The organism is Mucilaginibacter sp. KACC 22063, from assembly GCF_028736115.1.
Lineage (GTDB): Bacteria > Bacteroidota > Bacteroidia > Sphingobacteriales > Sphingobacteriaceae > Mucilaginibacter.
Map to the genome: position 1 here is coordinate 247882 of NZ_CP117877.1, position 12824 is coordinate 260705.

Annotated in this window: 12 protein-coding genes; 7 read left to right on the top strand and 5 right to left on the bottom strand. The window is 41.4% G+C overall.

Annotation, left to right across the window (positions count from 1 at the left end):
* The first annotated feature begins 77 nt into the window (after nt 1-77).
* The 3 genes from accC to rpiB all read left to right on the top strand — a co-directional run bounded on the left by accC (nt 78) and on the right by rpiB (nt 2787).
* The gene (gene accC, locus PQ461_RS01175) at nt 78-1412 is read left to right on the top strand and encodes an acetyl-CoA carboxylase biotin carboxylase subunit (RefSeq protein ID WP_274207792.1); all 1335 of its coding nucleotides are present in this window, start codon (nt 78-80) and stop codon (nt 1410-1412) included.
* Between the two features lie 80 nt (nt 1413-1492).
* A complete protein-coding gene (tatC, locus tag PQ461_RS01180) occupies nt 1493-2359 on the top strand; it encodes a twin-arginine translocase subunit TatC (RefSeq protein WP_274207793.1) in 867 nt (288 codons plus the stop codon).
* Nucleotides 2356-2787, top strand: coding sequence for a ribose 5-phosphate isomerase B (gene rpiB, locus PQ461_RS01185; RefSeq protein WP_274207794.1), 432 nt, complete (start codon nt 2356-2358; stop codon nt 2785-2787). Before tatC ends, rpiB begins: the two co-directional genes overlap by 4 nt.
* Nucleotides 2788-2801: 14 nt before the next feature.
* On the opposite strand, the gene PQ461_RS01190 is transcribed toward rpiB, so the two are convergent.
* Nucleotides 2802-3323 carry a DUF4142 domain-containing protein gene (locus tag PQ461_RS01190; RefSeq protein ID WP_274207795.1) on the bottom strand — a complete coding sequence of 174 codons (522 nt, stop codon included), beginning with the start codon at nt 3321-3323 and terminating at the stop codon, nt 2802-2804.
* A 258-nt stretch (nt 3324-3581) separates the two neighbouring features.
* Here PQ461_RS01190 and PQ461_RS01195 point away from each other — a divergent pair, with 258 nt between their 5' ends.
* Nucleotides 3582-5681: an LruC domain-containing protein gene (locus PQ461_RS01195; protein WP_274207796.1), complete on the top strand. Its 2100-nt coding sequence runs from the start codon at nt 3582-3584 to the stop codon at nt 5679-5681.
* Between the two features lie 335 nt (nt 5682-6016).
* Nucleotides 6017-8119 carry an LruC domain-containing protein gene (locus PQ461_RS01200; protein ID WP_274207797.1) on the top strand — a complete coding sequence of 701 codons (2103 nt, stop codon included), beginning with the start codon at nt 6017-6019 and terminating at the stop codon, nt 8117-8119.
* Nucleotides 8120-8278: 159 nt separating this feature from the next.
* On the opposite strand, the gene PQ461_RS01205 is transcribed toward PQ461_RS01200, so the two are convergent.
* Nucleotides 8279-8419, bottom strand: coding sequence for a hypothetical protein (locus PQ461_RS01205; RefSeq protein WP_274207798.1), 141 nt, complete (start codon nt 8417-8419; stop codon nt 8279-8281).
* Between the two features lie 297 nt (nt 8420-8716).
* Between PQ461_RS01205 and PQ461_RS01210 the strand changes: the two genes are divergently transcribed.
* Nucleotides 8717-9316, top strand: coding sequence for a MiaE family protein (locus tag PQ461_RS01210; protein WP_274207799.1), 600 nt, complete (start codon nt 8717-8719; stop codon nt 9314-9316).
* Here the strand turns inward: PQ461_RS01210 and PQ461_RS01215 are convergent.
* Genes PQ461_RS01215 through PQ461_RS01225 form a run of 3 tightly spaced genes read right to left on the bottom strand, consistent with a single transcriptional unit; the run spans nt 9313 to nt 12051 of the window.
* Nucleotides 9313-9678, bottom strand: coding sequence for a response regulator (locus tag PQ461_RS01215; RefSeq protein WP_274207800.1), 366 nt, complete (start codon nt 9676-9678; stop codon nt 9313-9315). The genes PQ461_RS01210 and PQ461_RS01215 overlap by 4 nt on opposite strands.
* Before the next feature lie 56 nt (nt 9679-9734).
* Complete coding sequence (locus PQ461_RS01220) at nt 9735-11333, bottom strand: FAD-dependent oxidoreductase (RefSeq protein ID WP_274207801.1); 1599 nt, start codon at nt 11331-11333, stop codon at nt 9735-9737.
* A 10-nt stretch (nt 11334-11343) separates the two neighbouring features.
* Entirely contained in the window at nt 11344-12051 is a 708-nt protein-coding gene (locus tag PQ461_RS01225) for an SAM-dependent methyltransferase (RefSeq protein WP_274207802.1), read from the bottom strand.
* A 57-nt stretch (nt 12052-12108) separates the two neighbouring features.
* On the opposite strand from PQ461_RS01225, the gene PQ461_RS01230 reads away from it, so the two are divergent.
* Nucleotides 12109-12822 carry a hypothetical protein gene (locus PQ461_RS01230; protein WP_274207803.1) on the top strand — a complete coding sequence of 238 codons (714 nt, stop codon included), beginning with the start codon at nt 12109-12111 and terminating at the stop codon, nt 12820-12822.
* The last annotated feature ends 2 nt before the right edge of the window (nt 12823-12824 follow it).

Genomic DNA, 12824 nt, shown 5'->3' on the forward strand with positions numbered 1-12824 from the left:
CCGATTCTTATTTGATTTCACCGATAACCAATCAGTGAGATCTTTTTTTAAATCAGTGAAATCTAAAATTAAAAAACATGTTTAAAAAAATACTCATAGCTAACCGTGGTGAAATTGCCCTGCGTGTGATACGTACTTGTAAAGAGATGGGCATTAAAACCGTAGCTGTATATTCAACTGCCGACCGCGACAGCCTGCACGTACGTTTTGCAGACGAGGCTGTTTGTATCGGTCCGCCTGCAAGCCGCGACTCTTACTTAAATATTCCGAACATCATTTCAGCTGCCGAAGTTACCAATGCCGATGCTATCCATCCAGGATATGGTTTCTTATCTGAGAACGCTAAGTTTTCTGCGATCTGCGCTGAATACGGTATAAAATTTATCGGTGCTACTGCCGATCAGATTAATGCCATGGGTGACAAGGCTTCTGCAAAAGCAACCATGAAAAAAGCGGGTGTGCCTACTATTCCGGGTTCTGAAGGCTTGTTGCATGATGTTAAAGAAGGCATTACTGTTGCCAATAAAATAGGCTACCCTGTGATACTTAAAGCTACTGCCGGTGGTGGTGGCCGTGGTATGCGTATTGTTTGGAACGACCTTGAGTTTGAACCGGCATGGGATTCGGCACGTACCGAGGCCGGTGCCGCTTTCGGAAACGACGGTATTTATTTAGAAAAGTTTGTAGAGGACCCTCGCCACATCGAGATCCAGGTGGTTGGCGATCAATATGGCAAAGTTTGCCATCTTTCTGAACGCGATTGCTCTATACAGCGCCGTCACCAGAAACTGGTTGAAGAATCTCCTTCACCCTTCATGACCGAAAAACTGCGTAAAAAAATGGGTGAAGCTGCTATTAAAGGAGCGAAAGCTGTTAAATACGAAGGTGCAGGCACTATTGAGTTTTTGGTTGACAAGCACCGCAATTTCTACTTTATGGAGATGAATACCCGTATCCAGGTAGAACACCCGGTAACTGAAGAAGTAATAAACTTTGACCTGATCAAAGAACAGATCAAAGTTGCGGCAGGTATCCCTATTTCAGGCAAAAACTACGAGCCAACCATGCATGCCATCGAGTGTCGTATCAATGCTGAAGATCCTGCCAACGGTTTCCGCCCGTCGCCGGGTAAAATTACCAACTTCCACTCTCCGGGTGGCCACGGTGTAAGGGTGGATACCCACGTTTACAGTGGCTATGTGATACCGCCGAATTATGATTCGATGATTGCCAAGCTTATTTGTGTGGCGCAAACACGAGAAGAAGCTTTAAATACGATGGAGCGTGCATTATCAGAATTTGTTATCGAAGGTATTAAAACCACTATTCCTTTCCATTTAAAATTAATGCAGGACCCAAATTTCCGAGCAGGTAACTTTACCACAAAATTTATGGAAAGTTTCGAATTCTAATTCAGCTTTTTACGTATATACATAAAAATACCCCAATACCATTCTAACTTCAAACAGAATGGTATTTTTGTTTCTGATACATGAGCGAGAATAAAATAGTAAAGGCCATAAAAGAGAAGAGTAAGAACCTCGAGGCCGAGATGTCATTTTTTGATCACCTGGAAGCACTGCGCTGGCACCTGATCCGGGCCTCTATTGCTATCCTGGTATTCATGGTAGTAGCCTTTATCTATTATGATTTTATTTTCGATACCATTATTATGGGGCCTAAAAAGCCTACTTTTTGGACTTATCGGATGCTCTGCAAACTTGGCGAAGCGCTTCACAGGCCAGGTTTTTGTATTGATAAAATACCCGGTAAAATTATCAATACCGAAATGGCAGGCCAGTTTACACTGGAAATCAATTCAGCATTGATAATTGGTATTACGCTTGGTTTTCCTTATTTACTGTGGGAGTTGTGGCGTTTTATTAAACCGGCATTACATGAGAAAGAACGTAAAGCTGCAAGTGGCTTCGTATTCTATGCAACCTTACTATTCCTTATCGGGATAATGTTTGGTTATTTCGTTATCGTTCCGGAGTCAATCAGTTTCCTGGCTAACCTTAGCGTAAGTAAAGAGATAGAAAATACGTTTACAGTTGATTCTTATCTTTCGTCTGTAGCTACACTAACGCTGGCAACAGGTATCGTATTTGAGTTGCCAATACTGATCTACATCCTGTCAAACCTTGGTGTGCTTACCGTTAAATTTATGCGCTCGGGCCGTCGTTATGCAATTGTAATTATCCTGATCATAGCGGCTGTAATTACCCCAACACCAGATATGCTAACCATGACGGTTGTAAGTATTCCACTATTTGTATTGTATGAGGTTGGTATTGTAGTAGCAGGAATAGTTGAAAAAAGAAAACTTAAAAGAGCGCAGGAAGAAGGCTTAGCATGAAAAATTTAAAAGTTGCCATCGGCGCCGATCATGCCGGTTTCGAATACAAACAAGCTGTTATTGATTTTTTGCAGGACAAAGAAGTAAAAGACTTTGGTACTTACAGCGCCGATTCTGTTGATTATCCGGATTTTGCACATCCTGTTGCCAATGCTGTTGAAAGCGGCGAGTTTGATTTGGGCATCCTTATTTGCGGAAGCGCGAATGGTGTAGCCATTACTGCTAACAAACACCAGGGCATACGTGCTGGCCTTTGCTGGAATACTGAAGTAGCATCGCTTGTGCGCCTGCATAATAATGCTAATGTACTTTGCTTACCTGCACGCTTTATCACTGTGGAAGATGCCAAAGCAATTGTACAAACCTTTCTTACTACTGAATTTGAAGGTGGCCGCCACGCCACCCGTGTAAATAAAATTTCCTGCTAAATAATAAAGCCGCTTTATTTAGCGGCTTGTTTTTTCATTTGCTCTTCTATAGCCGTTATGCTGGCTAAATGTTGTTTTAGTATTGGTAACGTTTGCTGGGCAAACGCCTTTAGCTGCGGATCTTTACCGTTAATGGCATAAGTTTGGAACAGCAATACCGTTTTCCGGTGATCGGGCACCATCATATGCACATACATTTTATCAAAGGTGCTGCCGGTTGCTTTAACCAACATATCATCGGGTACGGTGTTACCGGTTGCTGCCGGGGGCAATTTTAATCCACTTGACTTTATAATCTGTAATAACTTATTCTGAGCGGTAGTATGGTCTGTAACCATACGGGTACCGAATGATTTAACCTGTGTGTTCTGTGCTTTTTGTGCTGCAAGCTTTCCTGCGGCAACTTCCTGTAAGTTACCGATGCTGGCCTTGGTAATAAAGTTAGTGGTCATGGTATCAGGTTTAGCCGATTGTGCGTTTGCCGTTGTTGCGCATGTTATCATGGCAAAAGCAATAAGGATGATTAAATTTTTCATAGTAATGTCTTTAAATCTTTAACCTGAATACCAATCGCTTGTTTTCTTATTAGTTTAAATGCTTTCATTAAAATAAGATCCAATATGTGGAAACTGCCGTAAGTGTGTAGAACTATTTCCACAAGAAGCAACAACAACGTATACAACTATTTGAAGTGGGGCGCTTTAAACATCTTGTAACAAGTAGTTTACAGTTGTGGAACTTGCTTTGCATAGATGGATAGACGCGAATCACTCTTTATTAGACACAGTTAATTTATGAACAAGTTATTTACCCTATTTTTATGTGCTTCAGTTGCAGCAGGTCTTACTTCTTGTAAGAAAGACAATGGCAGCACCAGCACAAGCCCTGTTACCAGCGCTAACAAAATTGCACCAGACGGTTTTGATTTTTCAACTACAAAAACGGTTAATGTTAATATATCACTTAAAGACAATAACAACGGCGCTATTGCAGGTGCGGTTGTAAGTATTTATCTGCCGGATAACATCAACGTAAATGCTTCTATATTTAAGGGAGTCACAGATAAGAACGGTAATCTTTCTGCTAAAGTAAGCGTACCTTCGTCGTACAGCCAGTTGATAATCGACCCGGCTTATGTAGGTTTATTGCGTAACGCTACTGCAAAAATCAACAACAATACAGTTACAGCAGTTATCGGTGGCAAAGATGGTTTTTCTGGTGACATTGTTGCAGAAGCTGGTCCTACAGTAGCAAATCCATCAGACAAAGGTGTATTAACTTATGCTAATGATGGCACTAACTATGTATACCCAACCGGTTACACTAATACAGCAAGCGCGGTAGTGAACAATTCTACTTACCCTTCTAACTTAGGCCGCCCGCAATATCTGGAGGCTACGCCCGATGTTATTGATGCTTCTTTATTGTCATACATTAATGCCTCGTTGCCAGAAAGTGTAGCGCTGCCAAATACACATGCCAACTTTTTAAGCCTCACCGCAACCCCAAATATCAACATTACTGCAAAATCAGACGTATGGGTTACCTTTGTTTCAGAAGGTGCAGGCTATACCAACAGTTTGGCTTACTATACTTACCCTACCAATACGCCGCCTAAAACAGTTAATGATATTGATAAGGCTACAATGATTTTCCCTAATGCCTCTTCTTATGGCTCTGGCGGTGGTTTAAAAGCGGGCGATAAAGTAAAATTAGGAACTTTTGATGCCGGTATCTCAATTGGGTTCGTATTAATTCAAAACGCATGGAATGGCAGTGGTGTAAACATTAATAACACCAAGTTTTATACAGACTATAAACTTAACCCTGAAAACAATACATCGCTTAAAAAACACACTGTTCTGCTTTGGGACGATGTACACAAACTATTTATAATAGGGTTTGAAGATATCAACCGCGAAAATGGTTCTGATAACGACTTTAACGATTTAGTGATGTATGCAACATCAAATCCTGTAACAGGTATTTCAACATCTGGAGTATCAACTGTAGACAAAGGTGGCGATACCGATGGCGATGGCGTTTTAGATAACTTAGATGCTTTCCCTAATGATCCGACCAAAGCCTACATTAGCTACTATCCATCAGCAAGTACCTATTCGAGCCTTGCTTTCGAAGATAACTTCCCTAACAAAGGCGATTATGACATGAATGACTTGCTGGTTAATTTCCGCTACCAGTTTGTAAGTAATGCATCAAACCAGGTAGTTGAAATGACAGGCACTTACAATATCAGTGCAGCAGGCGCATCATTCCACAACGGGTTTGGCGTACAATTGCCGGTTGCAGCTTCGGCAGTAGCTTCGGTAACGGGGCAGCAAGCCATCAGCAACTATATTACTTTTGCATCAAACGGTGTGGAAGCTGGCCAAAGTAAAGCGGTAATCATTCCGTTTGATAACCATGAGGCATTGATTAAAAATCCTGACGGATCATACCTGATCAATACATTATTATCAAAAGATAAAGTGAGCAGCGGTACAGCCACTGTAGTGGTTAAATTCGCTACTCCTGTTGCAGCTTCAACGTTAACGCCATCAGCCTTCAATCCGTTCCTGATCAGCAACCTGCGCCGTGGTTACGAGGTTCACTTGCCTAACATGGCACCAACCGATAAAGCAACTACTACTTTATTTGGTACCGGTGACGATAACACATCTGTGGCAGCAGGCCGTACTTATGTATCAAAAGAAAACTGGCCTTGGGCAATCAGCTTCACCGGGACATTTACCTACCCGTTAGAAACTGTGCCTATTACAAGCGCTTACCCTCACTTTACTGACTGGGCAAGTTCGGCTGGTATTAATTTTACCGACTGGTACAGCAATACAGCTGCAGGTTATCGCGATAACAGTAAGCTATACACCAAATAAAATTCAAATAAACAAAACGCCCAAGCCGTGCTGATGATCAGTACGGCTTTTTTATTTTAGTATGCGGTTCAAAAGGCGCCAGATTTCACAAGAAGTTAAGTGTGCATAAGTAGATAATATTATTAATTAATCTTGTTAATTGTGGAGAACAAGTGTGGGCTATGCGGAAATACATTCCCCACGGTATTTTGTTAATGGGAAATATATTTCCTGAAAATTAATCAACAATTGCCAAAACAGTAAAATATAGCACAATTTCACCTTTGGAACATTAATTGAACTTAATACGTAAAAAAGAATCAAATATTCAATAATTTGTTACGTATTAGTTAATTATGAGAAACTACTTTACCCTTTTCTTACTTGCCGGGATTGCTACTTTTACCAGTTGTAAAAAAGACAACAACAACGGCAATACACCAATTACACCTGCGAACAAAATCGCTCCGGATGGCTTTAACTTCGCAACAACTAAAAACGTTAAACTTAATGTTACGCTAAAAGACAACAACAACGGGCCAATAGCCGGCGTAATTGTAAGTGTTTACAAACCGGACAATACCAGCACAGATGGGTCAATTTTTAAAGGTGTTACCGATAAAAACGGCAATATCACTGCAACAGTAACGCTACCGGCTTCTTATGATAAATTGATTATTGACCCCGCTTACATCGGTTTGCTGCATAACGCAACTGCAAGTATCAACAATGGATCTGTAACCGCAGTTATCGGCGGTAAAACAGGTTACAGCGGCGATATTATCCCAGATGCGATCAATAACAATCCCAATGCTAACTCTTCAACCGGCAAAATCACTATCAACGGTTTGTTGACCACTGAAATTGGCTACCCAACAGGTTACAGCTCGTCAAATGCATTTTTGAGCCCAACCAACCTTGGTCGCCCTGCTTATCTTGAATCAACCGGCGATGTAATTGATGCTTCTTTACTTTCTTACGTAAATTCATCATTACCAGAAGGAACGCCTGTAACTACTTCTCATCCTGAATATTTAACCAGCAGTGCTGTTAAAACAATCAACGTTACCGCCAAATCAGATGTTTGGATTACGTTTGTTGCAGAAGGCGCAGGTTATCAAAATACATTAGCCTACTATACCTATAAAACCGGCAGTGCACCAACATCATCAGGTGGCGGCACTTTATTAGGCGGTATCGATAAAATTACTTACATATTCCCTAACGCTTCGGCAGCAGGTTCTGGCGGTGGTTTAGTTGCCGGCGATAAAGTAAAATTAGGCACCTTTGATGCAGGCACTTCAATCGGTTTTGTACTGATACAGAATGCATGGACCGGCAGCGGTGTTAATACCGGCGCTGCAAAATTCTACAGCCAGGACGAGTTTAACCCTGAGAATACCGCCGCTTTGCGTAAGCACTCTGTTATGCTGTATGACGATGTTCACAAACTTTATTTGTTAGGCTTTGAAGATACCAACAGGCAAACAGGCGGCTCTGACAACGACTTTAATGACCTTGTTGTATACGCTTCTGCAAATCCGATCACAGCAATATCAAATAATGGCGTTGCAAACATTGATCGCGGTGGCGATACCGATGGTGACGGCGTATTGGATACTCAGGATGCTTTCCCGAATGACCCTACAAGAGCATTCATCAGCTATTATCCATCTGCAAGCTCATACTCAACTGTGGCTTTCGAAGATAACTTTCCTAAAAAAGGCGACTATGATTTGAATGACCTTTTGGTTAACTACCGTTACCAGTTCATCAGCAATGCATCAAACCAGGTGGTTGAAATGACAGGTACTTACACTATTGGTGCAGCAGGCGCATCATTCCATAATGGATTTGGCGTACAATTACCGGTTTCAGCTTCGGCAGTAGCTTCGGTAACCGGGCAGCAAGCCATCAGTAATTATATCACTTTTGCATCAAACGGTGTGGAAGCAGGCCAAAGCAAAGCGGTAATTATTCCGTTTGATAACCACGAGGCTTTGATTAAAAACCCTGACGGTTCATACCTGATCAATACATTATCATCAAAAGCAAAAGTGACCAGCAGTACAGCCACTGTGAATGTTAAGTTTACTACGCCGGTTGCAGCGTCTACTTTGACACCATCAGCATTCAATCCGTTCCTGATCAGCAACCTGCGTCGTGGTTATGAGGTTCACTTGCCAAATATGGCACCAACCGATAAAGCAACTACTACTTTATTTGGTACAGATGATGATAATACATCAGTAGCAGCAGGCCGTACTTATGTATCAAAAGAAAACTGGCCATGGGCTATCAGCTTCAATACAACATTTGATTATCCTTTTGAAACGGTGCCTATCAATACTGCTTATCCACACTTTGCAGATTGGGCCGCATCTGGCGGTACAACTTATACCGACTGGTATAGCAATACAGCTGCAGGTTATAGAAATACAGGAAGCATTTATAAATAAGTGATCGCAATAAATTAACTGTCTTAATGTGTCGAACGTCTCCCCTTTGAGGGAGGCGTTTTTTGTTATAATAGCCAGTTGAAATTACACCAAACAAAAAATGAGCATCCGGTTAGGACGCTCATTTTTGTTTTTATAGATAGATGAGAATATATAGTGTCAGGCTGCTTTTTTAGCGCCCTGGTTGTTGCCATTCTTTACCTGAGCAGTACGAAAATTTTTAATGTCCTGCTGCAACATTTTCTTTAGTTCGATATCAAACGCTTTAAGTAAAAGGTCAGTGTTGTTAATAGTTTTCATAGTCTCAGTTTTTTAATTTATTAGATGTATTAAAGTATAAACGATAATAATGCCAACTTTTTAACCCACACACAATTTATCTAAAACGGGCTTTTATGCTTGTTATAACCAGTTGGGTGTATATTATAAACTACAAAATTTGCTTAGTAAGCAATAAAAACAGCCATTCCATCACTAAAATGATTAATGCGCGACCTCTTATGTACAGTATCCACAATCCTGTTTATAGATCCAAAGAGCCAAATAGTGGTTGCTTACTAATTCTTGTCTCTGAAAACTATCAACTATCTTTGTACTGTGAGCGAGAAAACCATTTTAAAGCTGCAATTGCCAACCGACCCACGTTGGGTAAAAAATATTGTAGAAAGCAACATCGAAGAAATTTTAACTGACCATGCCTTTTGTGAACAAAAAGCGGCCAGTAATGCAATTACCTTAATTGTACAAAATCCCGAACTGTCTGACCTGGTACAGGAAATGGCTGCTTTGGTGCAGGAAGAAATGGATCACTTTAAACGGGTACATGATATTATTCTGGAAAGGGGTTACACATTAGGGCGTGAACGCAAGGATGATTATGTAAACGAGTTGCTTAAGTTTTTGAAAAAAGGTGGCGCACGCCGCGAACAATTGGTTGACCGACTGCTTTTTGCTGCAATGATTGAAGCGCGCAGCTGCGAGCGTTTTAAAGTGCTTTCTGAAAATATTAACGATAAGCAGCTGTCAGATTTTTATTACGAGCTGATGGTAAGCGAAGCTACACACTATACTACTTTTATTCGCCTGGCGCGTAAGTATGCCGACGGGATAGACGTTAATACACGCTGGAATAATTTTTTAGCCTATGAAGCTATTGTAATTCAAAATTACGGCAAAAAAGAAACGATACACGGTTAGGCCGCAAGTTGCTCGTCTACTTTCCTCAATAAAAAACTGATATCAAAAGGCTTAAGTACAAAGTCATCCGGTCCGTTTTGCTCAAAAACGCATGGATAACTGCTCATATATGCAGATAATAAGATAACGGGTATATCTTTCAGCTTATCGCTGGTTTTGATACTTTTGCATATCATACGCCCATCCATACCAGATAACATCACATCAAGCAGAATCAGGTCAGGCTGATAGCTATCTATTTCTTTAAAAACAATTTCGCCGCGTGTTATCGCTTTCACATCGTAATTACTAAATGCAAGTATATCACTTAATACTTCTGCAACGCTCCTGTCATCATCAACAACCAGTATTCGCTTTTTCATGGTAAATGATATTTAACAATCACTATGCCATTGCAAGCGCATGGTTATTAAACCATTTAGCTGTTCCTTTTCAACCCGGTTGTCTGCTCTAAATAATTATTAATTACATCCATGTCGGCGCTATCGCACATAAAGCCTATATGAGTATCCGGCCTAACAACAATCGATTTCAGAAAACCTGGCTTAATCTCAAAAGCATCAAATATATGCTGGTTGCGTTTTGATGGCGGCAGGTAGAAAAAGTTGAGCCCCTGTCCGTAATAATGCGTAATCCACCGGGCAAAGGTTAGCAATTGCTGTTCCTGCAAATGGCCAAATAATATCAGTGTAAATCCCGGTTTGCTGCACCAGGCATGCAGGTCTGTTTCTACCTGTTTCTTTTCATCATATAGTTTGAGGTAAGGCAGTCGGTCGCCCGCCTTTACCTGATGTGCCTGACTTAAATGCAGGTTGATTTCACTATGCCGGTAGTTAATTTCAATTTGAGAAATGCACTTAAACAGGTATTGCTTAATTTTTTTACTTTTCCATGCACTGTTTAAAATAGCAGGCATCATCCACCTTTTAAATAAACGCGCAGTTAAACTGTTAGACATAATAGTGCTGAACGCCCTGTCGGTAGATTTGAGCAGATCTTTTGCAACCGGCATGCGCTCGGCCGCATAGCTGTCTAATATCCGTTCCTGTATTTTACCGTTAATTACGCCAGCCAGTTTCCATGCAAGGTTATAAGCATCCTGCAAGCCGGTATTCATGCCCTGACCGCCAACGGGCGAATGGATATGTGCGGCATCACCTATCAAAAAGCAACGGCCCGATCTGAAACTATCTGCCTTACGGTGATGAAGCTTATAGGTAGTAAACCATTTGCATTGATTAACAATTACTTTTGAGCCTTTTACCCGCTCTAAATCAGGCAGCACGTCATCAAAAGTTAAATCCTGTTTGTCAATAAGCCTTTTAGGTAAATCGCCGATAATGCGAAATCCGTTCTTCTCTTCTGCCGGGAAAAATCCGGCAAAGCCGTTTGAGGTAACGTACATTTCCATATCATCGCCGGTATGATTGGCAACAATATCTGCCAGGTAAAACAATTGCGGATAGGTATCCCCATTAAAAGGAATGTGTAACTTTTGGCGCATGGTGCTATGAGCGCCATCTGCACCGATAACCCAATCAGCCGTAATGTTTATTTGCTCGTTTCCATCTTCTAAAATTGCAGTGATCAACCTATCATCGGGTTTTAATTCGATCAGCTTAGTGTTCCAGTAAACGGGTACCGTGTTTTGGGTTAACGTATTTAATAATACACGCTCATTTTTACTTTGCGGATAGATAAACACATAAGGATATAACGTTTGACCTTTGCCAATTTCCTCAATTGGGAGGTATCCGTTTGCCCTGCCATTATAAGTAAACCTGAAGCCTTTGGCGGGCTTACCGCCCGAGATCACAGCATCGGCAATACCCATTTGCCTGTATATTTCCAGGCTGCGTGCCTGTACAGCTAAAGCTTTGGTATGTTCGGTAGGCCCTTGCTTGCTATCAATAATAAGCGGAGCAATGCCATACCTGATCAGCTGCGCTGCCATCATTAAACCGGATGGCCCTGCGCCTATAATTAATACCTGGGTATGCTGGCTGGTGAGCTTCATATGTTATCAGCTATGAAAAGATCAGGAAGATGGTTGGTTTTTTATGCAGTTCGGGCACGCTTTGCTTCCATTGCGAAACTGTTTTGGTAACCACCATTTCATCGGCTGCCGTAAGGTTACAGGCAATACACAAGCGGGTGGCGGGTTTGCAACTTTTAAGTATTTCCTCTAATAGCTGATTGTTTCGGAAGGGAGTTTCTATAAACAACTGCGTTTGCTTAAACCGTTCGGCCAATCCTTCCAGTTCTTTAATGCGCTTACTGCGCTGCACTTTATCAATTGGTAGATAACCGTGAAAGGTAAAGCTTTGCCCATTAAAGCCTGATGCCATCAGTGCCAACAATATGGAGCTTGGGCCAACAAGCGGCACTACTTTTATACCTCGTTTATGTGCTTCGGCAACAATGTCGGCACCCGGGTCGGCAATGCCAGGGCAACCTGCTTCGCTCATTAAACCTGCATCGCGCCCGGCAATCAAACCTGTAAAAAAAGCGGCTATATCGCCACTGCGGTTGTGTTTGCCATAATCATGAATGATGAGCTGGCTTTGCGGGGTTTTTAATCCGGCTTCTTTTAAAAACCGGCGGGCGGTCTTTTCATTCTCAACAATATACTCCGTAATGCTGTTAATAGTATCAACCAGAAACGGTGTAAAAGATTTGGCCGCTGCGTCGTCTGCAAGCGGAACCGGTATTAAATAAAGTGTTCCGGCAGTCATGTTGCAAAATTGCTCTTTTTAATTTAATTTAAGCATAACGAAAGGAGTTTGTCTGATATGAAATCATTAGGAGTTAACTGGTTTATTGAAGGCCACATAGATTTTGAGCATAAAAAGTACATCCTGCTTGATTATTTGCAGGAAATAAACCGCCATTTTGATAAAAGTAAGCTGTATCCAAATCTTACTGATCTGATATTTCATTATAATAATCTGATAGATTTCAAGCACAATAAGTCGGTTTTACAGCAGGCCTTTCCACAGCGGTTAAGCAAGGCAGATATCGAGGCTGTAAAACTTACTTACCAAAAGATCATTCAGGACGATAATTCCATGCACGAAATTGAGCATATTATTGGTTATGCCATTAATAAAATGGACAGCTCCATACAGGTTGGCAAAGAACTTTATGACTTTGTAGAAAGCCGTATCAATATCGATCCCGTCGGGGTGGTACCCTTAACACCTTATTATGGTTATTTCTCGCTTCGCAATGGTGACACAAAAACCAATTGGGTTTACGAGTACCAGATCACCATTTTTGAAAGTAAGGACGATAAATACCGGGGCATTAACGTGCAGTTTGTAGATACCTTTGAAGAAAGCATTGCTACCACGCCCGAAGCCATTAAGATTAAGTTGATCACCAGCCGTAATCACCTTGCTAACCCGGCGGTATATTATGTGCAAAGCGATATGATGTTCCCGTTAGAGCAAACTTTGCTGCCCGTAGCTAAAAGAAGTTTAGTAAAGTATATCTCTGCCGCTTAATG

What these genes read in the sequence shown, in the direction of transcription:
- accC (WP_274207792.1), top strand. Translation starts at nt 78, where the DNA reads ATGTTTAAAAAAATACTCATAGCTAACCGTGGTGAAATTGCCCTGCGT.
- tatC (WP_274207793.1), top strand. Translation starts at nt 1,493, where the DNA reads ATGAGCGAGAATAAAATAGTAAAGGCCATAAAAGAGAAGAGTAAGAAC.
- rpiB (WP_274207794.1), top strand. Translation starts at nt 2,356, where the DNA reads ATGAAAAATTTAAAAGTTGCCATCGGCGCCGATCATGCCGGTTTCGAA.
- PQ461_RS01190 (WP_274207795.1), bottom strand. Translation starts at nt 3,323, where the DNA reads ATGAAAAATTTAATCATCCTTATTGCTTTTGCCATGATAACATGCGCA.
- PQ461_RS01195 (WP_274207796.1), top strand. Translation starts at nt 3,582, where the DNA reads ATGAACAAGTTATTTACCCTATTTTTATGTGCTTCAGTTGCAGCAGGT.
- PQ461_RS01200 (WP_274207797.1), top strand. Translation starts at nt 6,017, where the DNA reads ATGAGAAACTACTTTACCCTTTTCTTACTTGCCGGGATTGCTACTTTT.
- PQ461_RS01205 (WP_274207798.1), bottom strand. Translation starts at nt 8,419, where the DNA reads ATGAAAACTATTAACAACACTGACCTTTTACTTAAAGCGTTTGATATC.
- PQ461_RS01215 (WP_274207800.1), bottom strand. Translation starts at nt 9,678, where the DNA reads ATGAAAAAGCGAATACTGGTTGTTGATGATGACAGGAGCGTTGCAGAA.
- PQ461_RS01220 (WP_274207801.1), bottom strand. Translation starts at nt 11,333, where the DNA reads ATGAAGCTCACCAGCCAGCATACCCAGGTATTAATTATAGGCGCAGGG.
- PQ461_RS01225 (WP_274207802.1), bottom strand. Translation starts at nt 12,051, where the DNA reads ATGACTGCCGGAACACTTTATTTAATACCGGTTCCGCTTGCAGACGAC.
- PQ461_RS01230 (WP_274207803.1), top strand. Translation starts at nt 12,109, where the DNA reads ATGAAATCATTAGGAGTTAACTGGTTTATTGAAGGCCACATAGATTTT.